Genomic DNA, 20,208 nt, shown 5'->3' with positions numbered 1-20,208 from the left:
GAAGGCACAGCCGTAGGCCTGGAGACCCCCTTCCCGGCGGGGGAGCGCCGGGAAGGGAGCCGGTCAGTTGGCCCGCTGGTCGATGCCGTGCTGCCGCTGGTACGTACGCAGCGCGGCGTCCCACGCCTCGGTGTACTCCGACGGGCCCAGGCCGAGGTCGTTGTGCCCGCGTACCGCCTCCCGCAGCAGGCCCAGCAGCTCCGGCACCGCCTCCCGGCGCTCGGTGACGTAGCGGCGGAAGACCTCGGCGAACTGCTCCCCCGCCAGGCGGGCGGCGTGCGCGGTGACCGGATCGTCCTCCAGCGCCCGCAGCACCTCGCACCACCGGCGGGTCAGCTCGTCGGTGTGGCGGGCCCGCAGCTGCTGCAACTCGTGGTCGCACTCCAACCTGATCCGCTCCTCCCAGTACGGGCGCAGCCGCTCCCGGACCCGCTCGTCCGGGCTCACCCGCACCTGCACGGTGAAGTGCGGCCGGCTCTCGTCCCGCGGCCAGTGCTGGCCCAGCAGCAGGTTGTTCAGGGCCCGCTCCAGCTCGTGCGAACGGTGCGGCTCGTGCTCCCGGGCCAGGTCGGCGGCCCGCTCCCGGACGATCCCGGCGGCCCAGGCGAGGTAGCTCTCCGCACGCTGGCGCAACGCCTCGGCGCTCATGTGCTGCGCCCGCCAGCTGTAGACGGCGAACAGGCGGAAGTCGAACGCGTCTCCCCTGGCCGGCACCAGGATCGGCTGCGGCGCGTCCAGGCGGTAGGTGACCACCTGCGGGGGTGCCGGCGGCGGCAGCGGCGGCAGGGGCGGCGCGGGCGGCGGACTCACGGGCGCCGGCCCGAACAGCGAGAGCAGGATCTGCCACCAGCGCCGCCGGGCCGACGGGCGGGGAATGTACCGAGTGCTCATGCGGGGTCCTCGTCGATCAGGCGTCGTACGTCGTGCAGCAGGGTGTTGTCGCGCATCAGGGGGCCCCATACGTGCCGGAGCTGGTGGTCCAGCCGGCGGCGCAGCGGCTCCCGCCCCTCCACCACCAGGCCGATCAGACGCAGGCAGAGGTCAGACACCTCGGGGTGCCCCTCGGCCCGACTCAGCCAGAAGCCGAGCGTCCGCCACGCGCGGTACGCGGTCCCCGGCAGGCTGAGCGCCGTCGCCCAGCAGGTCGCCAGGTCCGCCATCCGCACCGTGCCCCCGCGAGCCAGGTCGAGCAGCTCCGGCCAGCGTTCCCGGGGGGCGGGGGCCCACCGGTCGGCGAGCACCCGCAGCGCCCGCCCGGCGTGCAGCCGCACCTCCGGCTCGTCCTCGTCGACGGCCCACTGCGCCAGCGCCGGCAGCACGCTGGCCGCATGGCCACCCACGTACACCTCGACCAGGCCGCGTACCACCGAGTTGTTCCGCCGCTGCATGCGCGCCTCGGCGACCCGGCGCAGCTGCCCCAGGGCGGTCTCCGGCCAGAGCCGGGCCAGGCCCAGCGCGTACGCCCGCGCGACGGTGTCGCGCAGGTGCGCCGCCCCGCCGGCCGCCCACCGGTCCAGCTCGATCCGGACCCGCTGGCGCACCTCCGGCTGCATGGCCATGCCGACCAGCGCGATGGCGGCGGCCTGCCGGACCCCGGCCCGGCGCTCCCGGGCGAGCTGGTCCACCACGCGCAGGGCGGCGTGCACCCCGTGCGCCGCCGACCAGCCGACCGCCCCGGCGGCGGCCTGCCGGACCCCGGGGGTGCCGTCCCGCACGAGGCTGCCCAGCCAGCCGAGCAGCTGCTCCGGCAGCCACCAGTCCGACCAGGCGACCTCCAGCAGGCTGCGCCGCAGCGGGTCGTTGCCCGGGGCGAACTCGATGCGCCGCCCGCCCGGCACGCGGTCGTCGTCGACCACCAGCACCGCCTCCCGCAGGACCGGGCCGAGCAGCGCGTCGAGCGCCCCGCCCGACCGGCCGGTGGGTGGTGCGAGCGGAGCACCGGCGAACGGGAAGCCCGGCACCGCGCCCGCGCCCGGCGGGCCCGGGACGCCGCCCGGGTCCGGGGCCGGCTCCAGCCCGACACCGGCCAGCCCCGGCGCGGCCAGCGCCCCGGCCGCGGCGTGGATCTCGGCCACCGGCTGCCCGGCCAGCACCGCGCAGGCCAGCCGGAACGCGCGTCGCCGGTCGACGCCCCAGGCGGGCGTGTCGCCGCCGTCGGCGGCGGCGAGGACGCGGGCCGCCCGCTCCCGGAGCTGGCGCGGAAGCAGGCGCTCCAGCCGCTCGGTGAGCTGCGCGCCCCGGGGCGCGGTGCGGGCCAGCAGCTCCGCCAGGCGGACCACCTCACCGGTCCGGGGACCGGCGGCCAGGTGCGCCGCCAGCAGCGGGTTGCCGACGCACTCGTCCTCGACGTAGCCGTCGACGCAGTCACCGACGCAGCCGGGGGCGCACCACCCGACGCAGCGGCCCCGTAACTGGCGGCGCAGCTGGGCCCGGAACACGTCGACGGGGGCGGCCGGCCGGTGCTCCACCAGGTGACCGGCCAGCTCCTGGTCGCGGTGGTCGAAGTCGCCGACCAGCACCAGGGTGGCGCCCCTCGCCTCGGCCCGGGCGGCCAGCCCGACCAGGGCCATCCCGTCCAGGTCCCGTACGGCCGTCTCGGTGAGCCGCCACACGTAGCCGTGCCCGTCGCGCCACGGGGCTTCGGGCAGCAGGAGGTCGCTCGGCTGCTCCGCGTGCAGCACCGCCACCCGGTCGAAACCGTGCCGGCGGGCCGAGGACAGGCACGCGGCGGCGTGCCGGCCGGTGCCGGCGGCACCCGACAGGCAGACCAGGTGACGCTGCTTGAGACACCGGTCGAGCTGCGGGTCGCTCGGCGTGGGGGCATAGCCGTCGGCCAACTGCCGCACCCAGGTCCCGGTGAGGGTCTCGGCCCAGGTCCGGCCGCTGCCGTCCGTCCGCGCCGTCGTGATGTTCAGCGTGCCGATGGCCGTCGACCCGGGCCCGGTGGCGTTCTGGCCCCGCACCCACACGTCGCCGACGCCGATCGCCGACGAGGGCCCGAGCAGGGACGCGAGCCGGGTGAGGATCTCCCCGGGATCCGGCGTCTCCTCCGGCTCGTCGGCCAGCACGTCGTCGGGCTCCTCGTCCGGCACATCCACGGGTTGTTCCGCCGGCTCTGCCTGCTGTGGGCTCTCCGGGCCGCCGCCGGGGCCTGCCCACCCACCGTCGGCGTCCGGAGGGGTCGCGCCGCCGGGCGGCTCCCCCGGGACCCCCTCGGGGTCCGCCACCGAACCGCCCGGATCGGCGTCGTGCCCGGCGTGCCGGGGCACGGACCAGGCCGGCGGCCCGCTCACCGGTCGCCCCCGCCGAGGATCGCGTCCCGGCCGACCGAGCCGATCGCCGTGGCCCCCGGGCCGATCGCGTTCTGCCCGCGCACCCGGACGTCGCCGACGCTGATGCCGCCGGCCGGGGACGCCTGGCCGGAGTCGGGGCGGACCGGCCCCGGCGGCGGGACCGCCGGACTTCCGGCGCCGCCCTCGGGACCGTCCGGCCCGTCCCAGGTCAGCGCCGGCACCATCGACAGGTCCTCGTCCACCACGCAGAGCCAGGCGTACTCGTCGAAGCCCTTGTCGGGCTTGCTGATCCGCACCCGGCGGAAGCGCTCGGGCCGCATCTCCTCCGGATACTCGAGCACCACGTCGCGGTAGATGTCGGTGGAGACCACCAGGGCGACGCCCGCGTCGGGGAACGCCGCCAGCGCCCGCCGGACGGGGTCGGCGTCGCACAGCCGGCTGACGAACACCACGGCGTTGCCGGGAAAGCCGTTCGCCCCGTCGAGGTGCACGAGCCCCTGGTGGACGGCGATCCGCAGCCGCACCCGAGCCGCCGGCAGCCGACTGCTGTTGTACGCCCGCAGCCGCCGGTCCAGCTCGGGCACGAACCGGCCGATCACCCGCGACTCGGCGACGTCGCGCGGCAGGATCGCCAGTTCCCCGTCGCCGGCCCGCTGCGTGCTCCAGGCGACCCGGTCCAGCCCGACGGCCCCGGCGGCCGCGTGCAGCAGATCGTGGAACGCCTGCTGCGCCTCGTACTGCAGGATGTTCCCGCGCCGGCTGTAACTCTCCATGTCCACGGAGATCAGCAGTCGTCGTTCGGGATGGTCCATCGCCGTGCCGCCCTTCGTCACCGGGCCCGCCCCCGTCGGGGAGGGCCGCCCGGAACATCGAAACGGCGGAGGCCGGCCGGGACCCCGTAGAAGTACGGCTTTCGCGGAATCTGTCCAACACAGGTCATCCCCCTCGGATCCGGTATCCGGGCGGGCCGGACCGGGTGTGCTGGACGCATGACCGAACTCCTGCTGGCCGCCGGCTGGTCGCCGGTCGAGGCACTCGTGGCACTGGCCCTCCAGACCGTGGCGGTCGCCCTGATCCGCGCGGGGGTCTCGCGCTACGCGCAGGGGCGGCTACGCTTCGACGGTTTCCGTCGGACAAGGAGTGCGAGGTCGTCGATGCGACACCACGAACCGCCCCGGGCCGAGTGGCCGTACGGCACCTTCCTGCGGCGGCTGGAGCCGCCGGCCCGCACCGCGCTGCTCGACCTGGGCGTACGGCGCCAGGTGCCGGCCGGACAGATCCTGATCCACGAGGGGGTCCGCGAGTCGCACCTGGTGCTGCTGGAGGAGGGGCTGACGAAGGTGACGGCCAGTGTGCCCGACGGACGGGCCGCGCTGCTGTCGCTGCGCGTCGGCGGGGACCTGATGGGCGAGATGTCGGCCCTCAACGACAAGCCCCGCTCGGCGACGGTCACCACCTGCGGGCCCACCGTCTACAGCGTCATCTCCCGGGACCGGTTCAACCAGTTCCTGCGGACGCACCCGCAGGCCGCGCTCGAACTGGCGGCGATGGTCTCCGACCGGCTGCGCTGGTCCAACCGCCGTCGGATCGACTTCACCTCGTACGCCGTGAAGATCCGGGTGGCGCGGGTGATCGCCGAGCTGTGCCGCACCCACGGCCGGCGCAGCCGCGACGGGGTGGTCATCGACGTCCGGCTCACCCAGCCGGAGCTGGCCACGATCTGCGGGGCGGCGGAGACGTCCATCCAGAAGACGCTGCGCGAGCTGCGGGCCGACGGCCTGGTGGACACCGACTACCGGCGCATCACCGTACGCGACCTGCCCCGGCTGCGCGCCCTCGGCGAGCTGGACCCCGAGGAGCGCTGACGGCCCACCGGGCCCGGGCAGCGGCGGCCAGCAGGGGCCCCACCTTCACAGAAAGCGTGAGGAGGGGGCCCCTGCTTACACCTCAGGCGCCGCGGAGGGTGGCCCCGAAGCGTTCGGCCGCGCGGGCCACCGCCGCGTCGCGGGCCGCCACCGCCTCCTCGACGGTCAGGGTGCGGTCGGGGGCGCGGAACGTCAGCTTGTACGCCAGCGACCGCCGCCCCGCCCCGAGCTGCTCGGAGGCGTAGACGTCGAACAGCCGCACGCCCTCCAGCAGCTCGCCCGCGCCCTCGACGAGGGCCTGCTGCACCTGCGCCGCCGGCACCCGCTCGTCGACCACGAGGGCCACGTCGATCAGGGCCGGCGGGAAGCCGGAGATCGTCGGGGCCGGGGCGACCGGGGCGGCCGGGAGCGCGTCGAGGTCAAGCTCCATGGCGCTGGTGCGCTTCGGCAGCTCCAGCGCGGCCAGCACCGCCGGGTGCAGCTCACCGGCGTGCCCGACCACGACCCCGTCGACGAGCAGCTCGGCGCAGCGGCCGGGGTGCCACGGGGCGTGCTCGGCGGCCCGCACCTCGACCCGGTCGGCGGGCAGGTCGGCGGCGGCGAGGACCGCCCGGCCGGCCTCGACGGCGTCCGCCCAGCCGGCCGGGCGACCCGCGCCCCACCAGCCGGCCGGCTCGACGTCCCCGGTCAGCACCACGGCGACGTGCCGGGGCTGGTCGGGCACGACCGCGTCGGCGGCGGCGAACTCGGCGTCGGTGGGCCGCCGGTCCACGCCCATGGCGGGCGGGGCGCCGACGCCGGGGCACGGGTGGAAGACCGCCCCGATCTCGTAGAGGGCCAGGTCGCGGTGGCCCCGGCCGAGGTTGCGCTTGAGGATGCCGAGCAGCGGGCCGAGCAGCGTGGTGCGCAGCAGCGGCTCCTCCTCCGACAGCGGGTTGGCCACCCGCACCGCCGCCCGGCGCGGGTCGTCGGCGGGCAACCCGAGCAGGTCGGCCAGCGACCCGGCGACGAACGGGTGGGCCAGCACCTCCACGTAGCCGCGTTCGGCCAGCGAGCGGGCCACCGCCCGGCGGCGGCGCTGCTGCCAGGTCAGGCCGCGCCCGGGGGGCGCGGTGGGCAGCACCGACGGCACCCGGTCGTACCCGTCGAGGCGGACCACCTCCTCGACCAGGTCGGCCGGGTCGGTGAGGTCCGGACGCCAGCTCGGCGGGACGACGGTGAGCACGTCCGCGCCGCCGGCCGGCACGCCGGCCGTGCCCGGGTCCTCGCCGAGCCGGTCGACGCCCCGGGTGACGTGGCAGCCGACCTGCTCCAGCAGGGAGACCACCCGCTCCGGGGAGTAGGCGACGCCGACCCGCCGGCCCGGCAGGTCCACCGGCAGGGTGACCGGGGTACGCGGCCCGACGTGGTCGAGGTCGAGGATCTCGGCCCCGGCGGTGCCGCCCGCGTGGGCGGTGAGCAGCCCGACGGCCCGCTCGATGGCGACGAGCGGCAGGGCGGGGTCGACGCCCCGCTCCCAGCGCTTCGCCGCCTCGCTGAACAGCTTGTGCCGGCGGGCGGTGCGGCCCACCATCACCGGGTCCCAGTGGGCGGCCTCGAAGAGCACGTCGGTGGTGGACGCGACGACCTCGCTGGTCTCGCCGCCCATCACGGCGGCGAGCGAGACCGGACCGGTGTCGTCGCAGATGACCATGTCCTCGGCGGTGAGGGTGCGGGCCACCCCGTCCAGGGTGGTGACCTTCTCCCCCGCCGCGGCGCGGCGCACCACGAGCGGGCCGGTGATCCGGGCGGCGTCGAAGGCGTGCATCGGCTGGCCCAGTTCGAGCATCACGTAGTTGGTGATGTCGACCGGCAGCGAGATGCTGCGCACCCCGGCGACGGTGAGCCGCTGCCGCATCCAGCCGGGCGTCTGCGCGGTCGGGTCGATGCCGCGCACCATCCGGGCGGCGAACCGGTCGCAGCCGACGGTGTCGCGGACCTCCACCGGGTACGCCGGCTCGGCCGTCGCGCCGGGGGCCGGGGCCAGCCCCGGGTCGCGGAACGGCACGCCGAGGGCGTGGGCCAGCTCCCGGGCGATGCCCCGGACGCTGAGCGCGTACCCCCGGTCGGGGGTGATCTCCACCTCGACGACCACGTCGTCGAGGCCGACGACCGGGCGGGCGTCGTCGCCGGGCTTGGCGGGGGTGTCCTCGGGCAGCACGATGATGCCCGAGTGGTCGTCGCCCAGGCCCAGCTCCTTGGCGGAGCAGATCATGCCGTGGGAGTTGCGCCCGTACGTCTTGCGCGCGCCGATGGCGAAGCCGCCGGGCAGCACGCCGCCGGGGAGGATCACCACGACCCGGTCGCCGGGGGCGAAGTTGCGCGCCCCGCAGACGATCTCCTGCGGCTCGCCGGTGCCGTTGGCGGCGCCCACGTCGACCCGGCAGAACCGGATCGGCTTCTTGAAGCCGGTCAGTTCCTCGATGTCGAGGACCTCGCCGACGACGAGCGCGCCGGTGACCGTCGACCGCAGGTCCACGATCGACTCGACCTCGATGCCGAGGTCGACCAGCGCCTGCTCCAGGTCGGCGGCGGGCAGGTCGGCGGGGAGGTCGAGGTACTCCCGCAGCCAGCTGACAGAAACTCGCATGACTCTCAGACCACCGTCTCGTTGTCTCGTGCCCGCACCGTCTACGCCCCGGCCCCGAACGCGCGGGTGAACCGCACGTCGCCCTCGGCCATGTCCCGCATGTCGCTGACCCCGTGGCGGAACATCACGGTGCGGTCGATGCCCATGCCGAACGCGAATCCGGAGTAGACCTCCGGGTCGATCCCGCAGGCGCGCAGCACCCGGGGGTTGACCATGCCGCAGCCGCCCCACTCGACCCAGCGCGGCCCGTCGCGGTGCTCGGGGAACCACACGTCGAACTCGGCCGACGGCTCGGTGAACGGGAAGTAGTGCGGCCGCCAGCGGGTCTTCGCGCCCTCGCCGAACATGGCGCGGGCGAAGTGGTCGAGGGTGCCGCGCAGGTGGGCCATGGTGATGCCCTTGTCGACCACGAGGCCCTCGACCTGGTGGAAGACGGGCGCGTGGGTGGCGTCCAGCTCGTCGGTGCGGTAGACCCGGCCGGGCACGACGACGTAGATCGGCGGCTTGCGGGCCAGCATGGTGCGCGCCTGCACCGGGGAGGTGTGGGTGCGCAGCACCAGCCCGGAGCTGTCCGCGCCGGCCGGCGGGGCGATGTGGAAGGTGTCCATCAGGCCCCGCGCCGGGTGGTCGGCGGGGATGTTGAGGGCGTCGAAGTTGGTCCACTCCAGCTCGACCTCGGGCCCCTCGGCCACCTCGTAGCCCATGCCGACGAACAGGTCGCTGATCTGCTCCATCAGGGTGCTCAGCGGGTGCCGGGCGCCGCGCGGGCGGCGGTCGTAGGGCAGGGTGACGTCGACCCGCTCGGTGGCCAGCACCCGCTGCGCCTGCTCGCGGTCGAGGACCTCGGCGCGGGCGGCGTAGGCGGCCTCGATCGCGCGGCGGGCCTCGTTGACCCGCTTGCCGGCGTCGGCCTTCGCGGCCGGCGGCAGGGCGCCGATCTCCCGGCGGGCCAGGGCGACCGGGGACCGGTCGCCGAGGTGCGCGGGGCGCAGCGCGGTCAGCGCGTCCGGGTCGGCGGCGGCGGCGAACGCCTGCTCGGCGTCGGCCACGGCACCGGCCAGGGCGTCCGGGTCGAGCAGGGCGACCTGCTTCGGGTCGTACGGATCGTTGCGGTAGGTCATGGCGTACGGGCACTCCTCACGGCGGCGCCGGCCCTGCGCGGGCGGCGAGGCGAGTCTACGGACGCGCGGCTTCGCCGCAGCCCGCCGGTGGGGAGTTCGTGCAGGGGAAGGGTCAGGCCCGCCGCCCGCCGACACCGGCGGGCTGGCTAAACGAACGCCGTGGCGCGTTCATCATCTCGGGCGACTCCCTGCTGGATGGCCGCGCCGCACCCGTCAGGGGCGGCGGCGCAGTGCTCTGGCTGAAGCGTACAGGCACACGGCGGCGGCCGCAGCCAGGTTGAGGCTCTCGGCGCGCCCGTGCAGCGGCACCCGGACCCGGGCGTCGGCGGCGGCGGTCAGCCCGTCGGGCAGCCCGTGCGCCTCCGAGCCGAACAGCCAGGCGGTCGGCGTCGCGAGGGCGCCGACGTCGGCGAGGTCGTCGAGGTCACGGTCGCCGTACCCCGTGGTGGCGAGGACCGCCAGCCCGGCGGCGCGCAACGCGGCGACGACGGCGAGGGGGTCGCCGGCCCGGACCACGTCGACGTGGAAGAGGCTGCCGGCGGAGGCCCGCACGCACTTGCCGTTGTACGGGTCGACGGCGTCGCCGGCGAAGACGACCGCCCCGGCCCCGGCGGCGTCGGCGGTGCGCAGCACCGTGCCGGCGTTGCCCGGGTCGCGGATCTCGGCGAGCACCGCCACGAGCCGGGGGCCGGCGGCGAGGGCCTCGGACAGCGGCACGTCGAGGTGCCGGCAGACGGCGACGAGGCCCTGCGGGGCGACGGTCTCGGCGAGCGCGGCGAGGGCGTCGTCGGTGACCTCGGACACCGGCACGTCGTCGACGACGGCGCGGGCGGCCAGGTCGGCGTGCCGGTCGAGGGCGGCCGGGGTGCCGAACAGCTCGGCGACCGTGCCGGGGCGGGCCAGGGCCTCCCGGACGGCCTGCGGGCCCTCGGCGAGGAACCGGCCGGTGGCGTCGCGGTCCCGGCGGCGGTGCAGCCGGCGGGCGGCGACGACCCGGGGCGTACGCGGGGTGAAGGGCATGGTGTGCGGCTCCGCAGCGCGACCGAGGCGCCCGCCGCGCGTCGTGGACGACACGGGGGGCGCCTCGGTCGGGTGCTGGCGGATCAGGCGGCCTGGGCCGCCGCGCCACCGGTGCCCTCGGCCGCCACGGCGGCGCGGGCGACCTCGACGATCGCGGCGAAGGCCGCCGCGTCGTTGACGGCCAGGTCGGCGAGGATCTTGCGGTCGACCTCGACGCCGGCCAGGCGCAGGCCCTGGATCAGCCGGTTGTAGGTCATCCCGTTGGCGCGGGCACCCGCGTTGATCCGGGTGATCCACAGCTGCCGGAAGTCGCCCTTGCGGTCGCGACGGTCCCGGTAGGCGTACTGCATCGAGTGCAGCACCTGCTCCTTGGCCTTGCGGTAGAGCCGGGAGCGCTGACCGCGGTAGCCGCTCGCGGTCTCCAGCAGGGTACGACGCTTCTTCTGGGCGTTCACAGCCCGCTTGACGCGTGCCATCTCAACTCCTTCTTCGGTTCAGGTGGCGCGCGTCAGCGGCCGAGCAGCTTCTTGATGCGCTTGGTGTCGGCCTTGGCCAGCTCGACCGTGCCGGTCAGCCGACGGGTCCGGGTGGACGACTTCTTCTCCAGCAGGTGGCGCTTGCCGGCCTGCTCGGCGACGATCTTGCCCTTGCCGGTCACCTTGACCCGCTTGCCCATACCCGTGTGGCTCTTCATCTTCGGCATGTGGAACGTCTCTCCCCTGTTACTGACCGCCGGTGTCGGCGGTCGTGCCGGTCTCACCGGCTGCTGCGGTCTCGCCCGCCGGGGTCTCGCCCGCCGCCGGCGCCGCGGACTCCTCCGCGGGACGCTCCCGGCCGGCGCCGCGGGACGCCGTGGCGGCGACCGCGGAGGCCTTGACGGCCCGGTGCGGAGCGAGAACCATGATCATGTTTCGGCCGTCCTGCTTCGGGGCGGCCTCCACGTAGCCCAGCTCCGTGATCTCGGACTCGAGCCGACGCAGGAGCCGGTAACCCAGCTCCGGGCGGCTCTGCTCCCGACCGCGGAACATGATCGTCACCTTGACCTTGTCGCCGGCCTTGAGGAACCGCACCACGTGACCCTTCTTGGTCTCGTAGTCGTGCGGATCGATCTTCGGTCGGAGCTTCATTTCCTTGATGACGGTCTGCTGCTGGTTACGCCGCGCTTCGCGCGCCTTGAGTGCGCTCTCGTACTTGAACTTGCCGAAGTCCATGAGCTTGCACACCGGCGGGCGCGCCATCGGCGCAACCTCGACCAGGTCCAGGTCGACGTCCGCGGCCAGCTGAAGGGCGCGCTCAAGCGGGACGATGCCCACCTGCTCACCCTCGGGACCGACCAGTCGGACCTCACGTGCCCGGATCTGCTCGTTCACGCGTGGTTCGACGCTGATGGGGCCTCCTCGAGTCGAGTGCTCTGCGGTGGCCGACTCCCGCAGCCCCCGTGGCGGGGGCCGACCCGGAAAGCAGAAGGCCCCGGCGCATGCCAGGGCCCGCTCGACCGGTCGGCACGATCACAGGATCGCGCATCCGGGACCGGGACGTGCCCGGAACCGGTGACCGGGACCCGGCCACCAACTGGGGCGACTCGGGTGGGAGCAGGCGCTCCGCTTCAGGACCACCCACACGTGGGACACGGGGGCAGTCTGGTCGACTCAGCAACACTACACCGTCACCGGGCCGGCCCCCAAACCGGGCGCCGGGCCCGGCGCGGCGGGTCAGCGCCCGGCCGCGCCCTCGGCCAGCGCCGCGAGGTGGGCCTGGTGCAGCCGGCGCAGGGCACGCACGCCCTCGACCGCCAGCTCCTTGTCGGCCGCCTGGAGAGCCACCATCGGCACCAGGTCGTCGTCGTGCAGCTCCAGGCTCGCCCACGGCGCGCCCCGGTCGAAGCGCACCCCCCGCACGACCTCCCAGGGCAGCTCGTACGAGCCGAGCACGTTGCGCACCCGCACGCCCAGCGCGTCGGCCTCGACGCGGGGCCGGGTGAACAGCAGGATGCCGAGCGCCCCGAGGACGCCCAGGCCGGCCATGGCGAGCTGGTCGCCACGCTGGAAGGTGCCGTAGCCGTTGCCGGTGGGGCCGGCCAGCGACGTGGCCACCAGGCTGAACACGACCAGCAGCGTGGCGGCCGACGCCCAGCAGACCAGCCGGATCCGGCGGGGACGCAGGGTCACCGGTGCGGTTTCGCTCACCCGCCCAGTCTGCCACCCACCGGCGCGGGGCCGCTGCGCGGTCCCACCGTGTCGCCGGCCCGCCGCAAGCCGGGGCCGCGGCCGGCGACGACCACCGCCAGCAGGGTCAGCAACGCGCCGACCAGCACCGGCCAGCGCAGCCCGGCCCCGCCGGGCAGCAGCACGTCCAGCAGCAGGGCGCCGCCGAGCTGCCCGGCGACCAGGGCCAGCCCGGTGCGCAGCACCCCCACGGCGCGCACGCCGAGCATCAGGGCGAGGACGATGCCGACGCCGTACAGGCCGCCGAGGTAGAGGAACCACTCGTGCGGCCAGGTCGGCGCCGGGCCGGAGAAGGCCCCGACGAACGCGGCCACCAGCACGACGACCGGGGTGCCGACGGCGAAGTTGACCGCGATCGCGGCGGTGGTGGTGCCCGCCGCCGACACCCGCCCGTTGAGGGCCGACTGCACGGCCACCGCCGCCCCGCCCGCGACGGCGATCAGCACCCCGCCGACCGCGACCCCGCCGACCGGCCGGCCGAGCTGGGCCAGGGCCACGGCGAGGACGCCGAGCAGCGCGCCGGCCACCCGGGGCCCGGTCAGCCGCAGCCGGCCGAGCGGGGCCAGGCCCGCCCGGTCCGCCGCGAGCCCGCCGAGGCTGCCCCCGGCCACCTGGGCGATGGTGAAGACCGCGATCCCGAGCACCGGGACGACGTACGTGGCGACGGTGACGATCGCCGCCCCGCCGAGCCCGCCCAGGTACGACCACCACGGCAGCCGGGCCCGGCGCAGCGCGTCCAGCCCGGCCCGGGTCGACGGCAGGCCCAGCAGGCCGACGAGGACCACCAGGCAGCCGCCGAGGTTGTTCGCCAGCGCGCCGAGGATCGGGTCGCCGGCCCGCTCCCCCAGCACCGCGTTGCCCGCCGCCTGCGCCGCCGACGCCACCCCGCCCAGCACCACGGTCGCGAGGGCGGCTGCCGGCGGCAGCGGCCTCACAGCCGACAGGCGTGGATGTTGGTGACCAGGATGGCGCGGGCGCCCAGCTCGTACAGCTCGTCCATGATCCGGTGCACGTCGTCGCGCTGCACCATCGCCTGCACCGCCACCCAGCCCTCGCGGTGCAGGGGCGAGACGGTCGGCGACTCGATGCCGGGGGTCAGCGAGCTGGCCCGGTCCAGCAGCCCGGCCGGCACGTCGTAGGCGAGCATCACGTAGCGGCGGGCGACCAGCACCCCGTGCAGCCGGCGCAGCAGCTGCGCGGCCTGCGGGTGCTCGGGGGCGTCGACCCGGCGCACCAGCACCGCCGAGGAGCGCAGCAGCGGGTCGCCGAAGACGACCAGCCCGGCCTGGCGCAGCGTGGCGCCGGTCTCCACCACGTCGGCGACGACGTCGGCGACGCCGAGCCGGATGGCGTTCTCCACCGCGCCGTCGAGCCGGATCACCTCGGCCTTGATGCCGAGTTCCGCGAGGTACCGCTCGACCAGCCCCGGGTACGCGGTGGCGATCCGGTGCCCGCCCAGCTCCTGGACGCCCGCGACGTCCTGCGGCCGGGCGGCGAACCGGAAGGTGGCCCGGCCGAACGCCAGGTCGACCACCTCCTCGGCGGGCGCGCCGGAGTCGATCAGCAGGTCCCGGCCGGTAATGCCGACGTCGAGGTCACCCGAGCCGACGTAGGTGGCGATGTCCTTCGGCCGCAGGTAGAAGAACTCGATGTCGTTGGCCTCGTCCGGGCAGACCAGGTCCTTGGGGTCGGTGCGCTGACGGTAGCCCGCCTCGCGCAGCATCTGGGCGGCCTTCTCGGCCAGGGCGCCCTTGTTGGGTACGGCGACACGCAGCATGACGGAGTGCTCCCTCGATCGGTGGAGATGATCAGCGGACGGCGCACTCACAGATGTCGGTAGACGTCCTTCAGCTCCAGCCCGGTGGCCAGCATCAGCACCTGCGCCTGGTAGAGCAGCTGGGAGATCTCCTCGGCCGCCCGCTCCGGGCCCTCGTGCTCGGCCGCCATCCACGACTCGGCCGCCTCCTCGACGACCTTCTTGCCGATGAAGTGCACCCCCTTCTCCAGCGCGGCCACCGTGCCCGAGCCGGGGGTGCCGGCAGCGGCCTTGGCCTGCAGCTCGGCGAACAACTCCTCGAACGTCTTCACGGGGTGCGATTCTTCCAGCACCCGCCCGGCCCGGCGCGCGGCGGGTCCGCCGGTCCCACCGGCCCGGATCGGGCGGCACGGCGGCGGGACGCACCTGCGCGACGGGCGTCGATGGCTCTACGCTGTCCGCCATGCTCAGCTCCCGTACCGTCGCGCTCGCCGCCGCCGGCACCGTCCTCGTCGCGGTGGCCGCCTGCGCGCCCCAGGACGACGCCACCCCCGTCACCGCACTCACCCCCGCCGCCACCGCCGGCCCGGACTGCCTGAAGGACAAACTGCCCACCCGGACCCCGGGCAAGCTCACCATCGCCACCGACGAGCCGGCGTACGCGCCGTGGTTCGTCGGCAACAAGCCGGAGACCGGCGAGGGCTTCGAGGCCGCGGTGGCCTACGCGGTGGCCGAGAAGCTCGGGTACGCCCGCGCCGACGTCACCTGGACCCGGGTGAAGTTCGACGTCGCCGTCGCCCCCGGCCCCAAGGAGTTCGACTTCGACATCAACCAGTTCTCCATCACCGAGGAGCGCAAGAAGGCCGTCGACTTCACCGGGCCGTACTACCTGGTCCGGCAGGCCGTGATCGCGCGGAAGTCCGCGAAGATCGCCGGGAAGACGTCGCTGGCCGACCTGCGGGACGCCAAACTCGGCGCGCAGGTCGGCACCACCAGCTACCAGGCGATCACCGACGTCATCAAGCCGAAGACCAAGCCGCAGGTCTACAACAGCAACGACGACGCCAAGAAGGCGCTGCAGAACGGGCAGATCGACGGCCTCGTGGTGGACCTGCCGACCGCGTTCTACATCACCGGCGCGGAGATCACCGACGCGACGGTCGTCGGGCAGCTGCCGCAGGTCGGCACGCCCGAGGTGTTCGGGCTGCTGCTGGACCACAACTCGCCCCTCACCCCCTGCCTCAGCGGCGCGGTCGGCCAGCTCACCGCCGACGGCACGCTCAAGAAGCTGGAGCAGAAGTGGCTGACCCAGGTCGCGGGGGCGTACGAGCTGAAGTGATCCTCGCACCGCACGAACCCTCCGCGGCGCAGCGGCGGCGGCAGGCGTACCGCCGCCGCCAGACCGTCACCAGCGTGCTGGTCGCCGCCGCCTCCACGGCCGCGCTCGGCACGCTGCTCGTCGTCGCGGTCACCGGCGCGCCCGGCTGGGACCGGGTCCGTGCCTCCTTCGCCGACCCGGCGATCGCCCGGGACGCGCTGCCCGAGGTGCTCGCCGGGCTATGGCTCAACGTGCGGCTGCTGGTCTGCTGCGCGGCCGGCGCGCTGCTGCTCGGCCTGCTCGTGGCGATCCTGCGCACGCTGCGGGGCCCGGTCTTCTTCCCGGTCCGGGCCCTCGCGGCCGGCTACACGTACACGTTCCGGGGCCTGCCCCTGATCATCGTGCTGTATGTGCTCACCCTCGGCGTGCCCGGCCTGCGGTTGCAGGGCATGCCGCCGGTGCTGGTGCTCGGCGGGCTGGCGCTGGTGCTCACCTACGGCGGCTACCTGGCCGAGGTGTTCCGGGCCGGCATCGAGTCCGTGCACCCCAGCCAGCTCGCGGCGGCCCGGTCGCTCGGGCTGACCTACCGGCAGACGATGCGGCACGTGGTGCTGCCGCAGGCCGTCCGCCGGGTGGCCCCGCCCCTGCTCAACGACGTGGTCGCGCTGCAGAAGGACGTCGGGCTGGTCTCCCTCGCCGGGCCGATCGACGCGGTACGCGCCGCGCAGATCGCCACCGCCGAGACGTTCAACTACACCCCGTACATCGTGGCCGGGGCGCTGTTCGTGCTGCTGGCGATCCCGCTGATCGCCGTCACCGACTGGGTGACGCTGCGCGCGGCCCGCCGGCAGGGAAGGTGACGACGATGAGCCTGCTGCGGTGCCGGGGGCTGCGCAAGACCTTCGGCGGTCACGTGGTGCTCGACGGGCTCGACCTCGCCATCGACGAGCACCGGGTGGTGGCGCTGATCGGCGCGTCCGGGTCGGGCAAGTCCACGCTGCTGCGCTGCGTCAACCTGCTCGAAGAGCTGGACGACGGCACCATCGAGCTGGACGGCCAGGACATCTCCGACCCCCGGGTCGACCCCGACCGGGTGCGCCGGCGCATCGGGATGGTCTTCCAGGCGTACAACCTGTTCCCGCACCTGAGCGTGCTGGACAACGTCACGCTCGCCCCGGTGCGGGTGCACCGGCGGCCCCGCGCCGAGGCGGAGGCGCAGGCCCGGGAACTGCTCGACCGGGTCGGGCTGGGGGCCAAGGCGAACGCCTACCCCGACCGGCTCTCCGGCGGCCAGCAGCAGCGGGTGGCGATCGTACGCGCGCTGGCCAACTCGCCCCGGCTGATGCTGCTCGACGAGGTCACCTCGGCGCTGGACCCGGAGCTGGTCGGGGAGGTGCTGGCCCTGGTCCGCGAGCTGAAGGCCGACGGGATGACGATGGTGCTGGCCACCCACGAGATGGGCTTCGCCCGCGAGGTCGCCGACCAGGTGTGCTTCCTCGACGGCGGGCGGGTCGTCGAGTCGGGGCCGCCGGAACGGGTGCTCGGCGACCCGACCGAGCCCCGCACCCGCCAGTTCCTGCGCCGCATCATCGAGGCGGGACGCCTCTGACGGCGCCGGCCGCCCGCCTGTCCGCCCCGCGCCGCCCGACGCCCGCGTCATGTCGGCGACATGGCGGTATCCCGAGCCCGCTGATACCGCTATGTCGCCGACATGGCGACGCCCAAACGCCCGCCCCGCCCGACGCCCGCCCAGCCCAGCCAGGCCGCCCCCGTCCCGCCCAGCCAGGCCGCCCAGCCCAGCCCAGCCGGGCGGGGCGGGCCAGACCGGGCGGGGCGGGTCAGCGGCCGAAGCCGACCCGGTGGGCCGCCGCCGCGTCCAGGCCGCGCACCGCCAGCGCCGCGTCCAGCGCCGCCACCGTCGCCGACCAGCCCTTGTCCTCGGCGGAGCCGGGCAGCCCGGCCCGGTCCCGGGCCTGCTCGATCGTGTCCACCGTGAGCACCCCGTGCGCCACCGGCTTGCCCTCGTCGAGGGCGACCCGGGTCAGCCCCTCGGTGACCGACTTGCACACGTAGTCGAAGTGGGCGGTGGCCCCGCGCACCACCACGCCGAGGGCGACCACCACGTCGAAGCGGCGGGCCATCGCCTGCGCCACCACCGGCAGCTCCACCGAGCCGGCGACCCGGGCGACCACGGCCCGCGCCCCGCACGCCTGCGCGGCGGCCACCGCCCGGTCGAGCATGTGGTCGGTCAGCTCCCCGTGCCAGCGGGCGGCGACGACGCCGACCGTCATCCCTCCGGCGTCGACCGCCGCCACCCCCGGCTCACCGAAACCCGCCATCGCCCTACGCTCCGATCTCGTCGTTCGCCACCGGGCGGCCCAGCGGCGCCTCGGTCGTCTCGTCCAACTCGTCCAGCAGGTGGCCCATGCGGTCCCGCTTGGTGCGCAGGTAGCGCACGTTCTCCGGGTGCGGCCGGATCGGCAACGACTCGCGGCCGGTGACGGTCAGGCCGTACCCCTCCAACCCGGCCCGCTTGGCCGGGTTGTTCGTCAGCAGCCGCATCGACCGCACGCCCAGGTCGTGCAGGATCTGCGCGCCGGTGCCGTAGTCGCGGGCGTCGGCCGGCAGCCCCAGGTCGAGGTTCGCGTCCACGGTGTCGCGGCCGAGGTCCTGCAGCTGGTACGCCCGCAGCTTGTGCAGCAGGCCGATCCCCCGCCCCTCGTGCCCGCGCACGTAGAGCACCACCCCGCGCCCCTCTGCGGCGACGCGGGCCAGCGCGGCCTGCAACTGCGGGCCGCAGTCGCAGCGCAGCGAGCCGAACGTGTCGCCGGTGAGGCACTCCGAGTGCACCCGCACCAACACGTCCTGCCCGTCGCCGAGGTCGCCCATGACCAGGGCGACGTGCTCGGCCGGGTCGTGCTCGGCGCGGTATCCGAAGGCCGTGAACACCCCGTGCGGGGTGGGCATCCGGGCCGCCGCGACCTGCTCGACCTGCTTCTCGGTGCGCCGCCGGTAGGTGATCAGGTCGGCGATGGTGACCAGGGTCAGGCCGTGCTCGGCGCAGAACTTCTCCAGGTCCGGCAGGCGCATCATGGTGCCGTCGTCGTTGACCAGCTCGCAGAGCACGCCGGCCGGGCGCAGGCCGGCCAGCCGGGTCAGGTCGACGGCCGCCTCGGTGTGCCCGGGGCGGCGCAGCACCCCGCCGGCGCGGGCGCGCAGCGGCACCACGTGCCCCGGCCGGGCCAGGTCGGTCGGGTCGGTGGAGGCGGCGGCGAGCAGCCGGATGGTGTGCGCGCGGTCGGCCGCCGAGATGCCGGTGTCGACGCCCTCCCGGGCGTCCACCGTCACCGTGTACGCGGTGCCCCGGCGGTCCTGGTTGGTGTGGTGCATGGGCGGCAGGTCCAGCCGGTCGCACTCGTCCTCGGTCAGCGGCACGCAGACGTAGCCGGAGGTGTAGCGGACCATGAACGCGACCAGCTCCGGGGTGGCCAGCTCGGCCGCGAAGATCAGGTCCCCCTCGTTCTCCCGGTCGGCGTCGTCGACCACGACGACGGGCCGGCCGGCGGCGATGTCCGCGACGGCCTGCTCGATGCTGGCGAAGGTGGTCATGCCACGACCTCCGAGTAGGTGGGTGACAGGGTGGCGGGGGCCGGGCGGGCGGCGCGCGAGGTGCGCCACCAGGAGACGAAGCCCCAGACGCAGAGCGCCCCGTAGACGAGGTACATGGCCGCCGACGGGTAGAACCCGCCGCGCAGCAGCAGCGGCACGCCGACGGCGTCCACGGCGATCCAGACCAGCCAGAACTCGACCCAGCCGCGGGCCATGCCGTAGGTGGCGAGCAGGCTGCCGGTGAGGATCCACGCGTCGGGCAGCGGCCCCCAGGAGCCGAGCGCGGCCAGCACGGGGTACGCGGCGGCGGTGCCCGCCGCGGCGGCCAGCAGCAGGCCGAGGCGCTCCCGCCGGGTGGCCCAGCGCGGGGCGACCGCCGCGTCGTCGCCGCCGGAGCCCGCGCGGCGGTTGCGCGTCCAGCGCCACCAGCCGTAGACGCTCACGGCGAAGAAGAACACCTGCCGGCCGGCCTGGCCGTAGAGGTCGTGGGCCTGCGGGGTGGCGAACGCCCCGCCGAGGAACACGGTGAGCAGCAGCGCGTTGCCGACCATGCCGACGGGCCAGGCCCAGACCAGCCGGCGCAGCCCGAGCAGGGCGGATACGAGGCCGAAGGCGTTGCCGACGATCTCGCGGACCAGCACGGGCGAGCCGGCGACGTGCACCTGGGCCTCCAGCAGCCAGCCGAGCGGGCCGGTCACCGCCCGCCCCCGCCGGGAGTCGGCTCCACTGCGCCGGGAGTCGGCCCGCCCGCACCGGGCGGCTGGTCGCTTCCACCGGGCAGCCGGTCGCCGAGGAGCCGCTCGACGTACTTGGCGAGCACGTCCACCTCCAGGTTGACCGGGTCGCCGACGGCGCGCTCGCCGAGGGTGGTCAGCTTGAGGGTGGTGGGGATCAGCCCGACGCTGAACCAGTCGGGCCCGACGCCGGCCACGGTCAGCGACACCCCGTCGACGGTGATCGAGCCCTTCTCCACCACGTACCGCGACAGGGCGGCGGGGAGCCGGAAGCGGACCGTCTCCCACTGCGCCGCCGGCTGGCGGGACAGCACCGCGCCGACGCCGTCGACGTGGCCCTGCACGAGGTGCCCGCCGAGGCGGCTGCCCAGCGCGGCGGCGCGCTCCAGGTTGACCGGCGCGCCGGGGCGCAGCGCGCCGAGGGCGGAGCGGCGCAGCGTCTCGCCCATGACGTCGGCGGTGAAGACGTCGCCGTCGACGTCGACCACGGTCAGGCAGACCCCGTTGACGGCGATGGAGTCGCCGTGCCGGGCGTCGCCGGTGACCAGCGGCCCCCGGATGGCGACCAGCGCGGAGTCGTCGCCGGTCTCGGCCGTCCGGACGACCTCGCCCAGCTCCTCGACGATGCCGGTGAACAT

At 75.3% G+C, this 20,208-nt stretch carries 21 protein-coding genes; 4 read left to right on the top strand and 17 right to left on the bottom strand.

Translation table 11 applies throughout. The annotated features are described in order from the left end of the window. Positions 1-63 precede the first annotated feature (63 nt). The 3 genes from TK50_RS26305 to TK50_RS26295 form a co-directional block, all read right to left on the bottom strand. Complete coding sequence (locus TK50_RS26305; RefSeq protein WP_043968030.1) at positions 64-891, bottom strand: hypothetical protein; 828 nt, start codon at positions 889-891, stop codon at positions 64-66. After that, positions 888-3,098: a hypothetical protein gene (locus tag TK50_RS26300; protein ID WP_144420395.1), complete on the bottom strand. Its 2,211-nt coding sequence runs from the start codon at positions 3,096-3,098 to the stop codon at positions 888-890. The genes TK50_RS26305 and TK50_RS26300 overlap by 4 nt, the downstream gene beginning before the upstream one ends. Before the next feature lie 191 nt (positions 3,099-3,289). Then, positions 3,290-4,105 carry a hypothetical protein gene (locus tag TK50_RS26295; RefSeq protein WP_043969389.1) on the bottom strand — a complete coding sequence of 272 codons (816 nt, stop codon included), beginning with the start codon at positions 4,103-4,105 and terminating at the stop codon, positions 3,290-3,292. 177 nt (positions 4,106-4,282) lie between these two features. Between TK50_RS26295 and TK50_RS26290 the strand changes: the two genes are divergently transcribed. Next, on the top strand, positions 4,283-5,158 hold the full coding sequence (locus TK50_RS26290) for a Crp/Fnr family transcriptional regulator (protein WP_229406717.1): 876 nt from the start codon (positions 4,283-4,285) through the stop codon (positions 5,156-5,158). A gap of 82 nt (positions 5,159-5,240) precedes the next feature. Here the strand turns inward: TK50_RS26290 and pheT are convergent, their stop codons facing one another. The 10 genes from pheT to TK50_RS26240 all read right to left on the bottom strand — a co-directional run bounded on the left by pheT (position 5,241) and on the right by TK50_RS26240 (position 14,241). After that, on the bottom strand, positions 5,241-7,787 hold the full coding sequence (pheT, locus tag TK50_RS26285; RefSeq protein ID WP_043968026.1) for a phenylalanine--tRNA ligase subunit beta: 2,547 nt from the start codon (positions 7,785-7,787) through the stop codon (positions 5,241-5,243). Between the two features lie 41 nt (positions 7,788-7,828). After that, entirely contained in the window at positions 7,829-8,908 is a 1,080-nt protein-coding gene (gene pheS, locus TK50_RS26280) for a phenylalanine--tRNA ligase subunit alpha (RefSeq protein ID WP_043968024.1), read from the bottom strand. 213 nt (positions 8,909-9,121) lie between these two features. Then, positions 9,122-9,928 (bottom strand): TrmH family RNA methyltransferase, encoded by an 807-nt coding sequence (locus TK50_RS26275; protein WP_043968022.1) that lies wholly within the window; start codon positions 9,926-9,928, stop codon positions 9,122-9,124. Between the two features lie 83 nt (positions 9,929-10,011). Continuing rightward, positions 10,012-10,404: a 50S ribosomal protein L20 gene (gene rplT / locus TK50_RS26270; RefSeq protein ID WP_007075852.1), complete on the bottom strand. Its 393-nt coding sequence runs from the start codon at positions 10,402-10,404 to the stop codon at positions 10,012-10,014. A gap of 32 nt (positions 10,405-10,436) precedes the next feature. After that, the gene (gene rpmI / locus TK50_RS26265; RefSeq protein ID WP_043968020.1) at positions 10,437-10,631 is read right to left on the bottom strand and encodes a 50S ribosomal protein L35; all 195 of its coding nucleotides are present in this window, start codon (positions 10,629-10,631) and stop codon (positions 10,437-10,439) included. A gap of 19 nt (positions 10,632-10,650) precedes the next feature. Beyond that, positions 10,651-11,298, bottom strand: coding sequence for a translation initiation factor IF-3 (infC, locus tag TK50_RS26260; protein WP_043968018.1), 648 nt, complete (start codon positions 11,296-11,298; stop codon positions 10,651-10,653). A gap of 342 nt (positions 11,299-11,640) precedes the next feature. Then, on the bottom strand, positions 11,641-12,114 hold the full coding sequence (locus TK50_RS26255; RefSeq protein WP_043968017.1) for a PH domain-containing protein: 474 nt from the start codon (positions 12,112-12,114) through the stop codon (positions 11,641-11,643). Beyond that, a complete protein-coding gene (locus TK50_RS26250) occupies positions 12,111-13,088 on the bottom strand; it encodes a DMT family transporter (RefSeq protein ID WP_043968016.1) in 978 nt (325 codons plus the stop codon). The genes TK50_RS26255 and TK50_RS26250 overlap by 4 nt, the downstream gene beginning before the upstream one ends. Then, positions 13,085-13,930, bottom strand: a complete 846-nt coding sequence (hisG, locus tag TK50_RS26245) for an ATP phosphoribosyltransferase (RefSeq protein WP_043968014.1) — start codon at positions 13,928-13,930, stop codon at positions 13,085-13,087. The genes TK50_RS26250 and hisG overlap by 4 nt, the downstream gene beginning before the upstream one ends. A 47-nt stretch (positions 13,931-13,977) precedes the next feature. Next, positions 13,978-14,241, bottom strand: coding sequence for a phosphoribosyl-ATP diphosphatase (locus tag TK50_RS26240; RefSeq protein ID WP_036375234.1), 264 nt, complete (start codon positions 14,239-14,241; stop codon positions 13,978-13,980). Positions 14,242-14,372: 131 nt separating this feature from the next. Here TK50_RS26240 and TK50_RS26235 point away from each other — a divergent pair, with 131 nt between their 5' ends. The 3 genes from TK50_RS26235 to TK50_RS26225 are packed head-to-tail and all read left to right on the top strand — an operon-like array spanning position 14,373 to position 16,836. Continuing rightward, complete coding sequence (locus TK50_RS26235) at positions 14,373-15,248, top strand: ABC transporter substrate-binding protein (RefSeq protein ID WP_043968012.1); 876 nt, start codon at positions 14,373-14,375, stop codon at positions 15,246-15,248. Then, positions 15,245-16,087, top strand: coding sequence for an amino acid ABC transporter permease (locus TK50_RS26230; protein WP_043968009.1), 843 nt, complete (start codon positions 15,245-15,247; stop codon positions 16,085-16,087). Before TK50_RS26235 ends, TK50_RS26230 begins: the two co-directional genes overlap by 4 nt. Before the next feature lie 5 nt (positions 16,088-16,092). Further along, positions 16,093-16,836: an amino acid ABC transporter ATP-binding protein gene (locus TK50_RS26225; protein ID WP_043968007.1), complete on the top strand. Its 744-nt coding sequence runs from the start codon at positions 16,093-16,095 to the stop codon at positions 16,834-16,836. A 229-nt stretch (positions 16,837-17,065) separates the two neighbouring features. Here TK50_RS26225 and ribH read toward each other — a convergent pair whose 3' ends face one another. The 4 genes from ribH to TK50_RS26205 are packed head-to-tail and all read right to left on the bottom strand — an operon-like array spanning position 17,066 to position 20,208. After that, positions 17,066-17,566 (bottom strand): 6,7-dimethyl-8-ribityllumazine synthase, encoded by a 501-nt coding sequence (gene ribH / locus TK50_RS26220; RefSeq protein ID WP_043968006.1) that lies wholly within the window; start codon positions 17,564-17,566, stop codon positions 17,066-17,068. Between the two features lie 4 nt (positions 17,567-17,570). Beyond that, entirely contained in the window at positions 17,571-18,836 is a 1,266-nt protein-coding gene (locus TK50_RS26215) for a bifunctional 3,4-dihydroxy-2-butanone-4-phosphate synthase/GTP cyclohydrolase II (RefSeq protein WP_043968005.1), read from the bottom strand. Beyond that, positions 18,833-19,534, bottom strand: coding sequence for a nicotinamide riboside transporter PnuC (pnuC, locus tag TK50_RS26210; protein ID WP_043968003.1), 702 nt, complete (start codon positions 19,532-19,534; stop codon positions 18,833-18,835). Before pnuC ends, TK50_RS26215 begins: the two co-directional genes overlap by 4 nt. Continuing rightward, positions 19,531-20,208: a riboflavin synthase gene (locus TK50_RS26205; RefSeq protein WP_043968001.1), complete on the bottom strand. Its 678-nt coding sequence runs from the start codon at positions 20,206-20,208 to the stop codon at positions 19,531-19,533. The genes pnuC and TK50_RS26205 overlap by 4 nt, the downstream gene beginning before the upstream one ends.

The sequence above is a fragment of the Micromonospora haikouensis genome (genome assembly GCF_000876225.1).
Taxonomy (GTDB): domain Bacteria; phylum Actinomycetota; class Actinomycetes; order Mycobacteriales; family Micromonosporaceae; genus Micromonospora; species Micromonospora haikouensis.
This window is presented reverse-complemented; position numbering and strand designations above follow the sequence as displayed.

Excerpts from the sequence above, each read along its gene's own strand:
- TK50_RS26305 (WP_043968030.1), bottom strand. The coding sequence starts at position 891 with ATGAGCACTCGGTACATTCCCCGCCCGTCGGCCCGGCGGCGCTGGTGG.
- TK50_RS26295 (WP_043969389.1), bottom strand. The coding sequence starts at position 4,105 with ATGGACCATCCCGAACGACGACTGCTGATCTCCGTGGACATGGAGAGT.
- TK50_RS26290 (WP_229406717.1), top strand. The coding sequence starts at position 4,283 with ATGACCGAACTCCTGCTGGCCGCCGGCTGGTCGCCGGTCGAGGCACTC.
- pheT (WP_043968026.1), bottom strand. The coding sequence starts at position 7,787 with ATGCGAGTTTCTGTCAGCTGGCTGCGGGAGTACCTCGACCTCCCCGCC.
- pheS (WP_043968024.1), bottom strand. The coding sequence starts at position 8,908 with ATGACCTACCGCAACGATCCGTACGACCCGAAGCAGGTCGCCCTGCTC.
- TK50_RS26275 (WP_043968022.1), bottom strand. The coding sequence starts at position 9,928 with ATGCCCTTCACCCCGCGTACGCCCCGGGTCGTCGCCGCCCGCCGGCTG.
- rplT (WP_007075852.1), bottom strand. The coding sequence starts at position 10,404 with ATGGCACGCGTCAAGCGGGCTGTGAACGCCCAGAAGAAGCGTCGTACC.
- rpmI (WP_043968020.1), bottom strand. The coding sequence starts at position 10,631 with ATGCCGAAGATGAAGAGCCACACGGGTATGGGCAAGCGGGTCAAGGTG.
- hisG (WP_043968014.1), bottom strand. The coding sequence starts at position 13,930 with ATGCTGCGTGTCGCCGTACCCAACAAGGGCGCCCTGGCCGAGAAGGCC.
- TK50_RS26235 (WP_043968012.1), top strand. The coding sequence starts at position 14,373 with ATGCTCAGCTCCCGTACCGTCGCGCTCGCCGCCGCCGGCACCGTCCTC.
- TK50_RS26225 (WP_043968007.1), top strand. The coding sequence starts at position 16,093 with ATGAGCCTGCTGCGGTGCCGGGGGCTGCGCAAGACCTTCGGCGGTCAC.
- ribH (WP_043968006.1), bottom strand. The coding sequence starts at position 17,566 with ATGGCGGGTTTCGGTGAGCCGGGGGTGGCGGCGGTCGACGCCGGAGGG.
- TK50_RS26215 (WP_043968005.1), bottom strand. The coding sequence starts at position 18,836 with ATGACCACCTTCGCCAGCATCGAGCAGGCCGTCGCGGACATCGCCGCC.
- TK50_RS26205 (WP_043968001.1), bottom strand. The coding sequence starts at position 20,208 with ATGTTCACCGGCATCGTCGAGGAGCTGGGCGAGGTCGTCCGGACGGCC.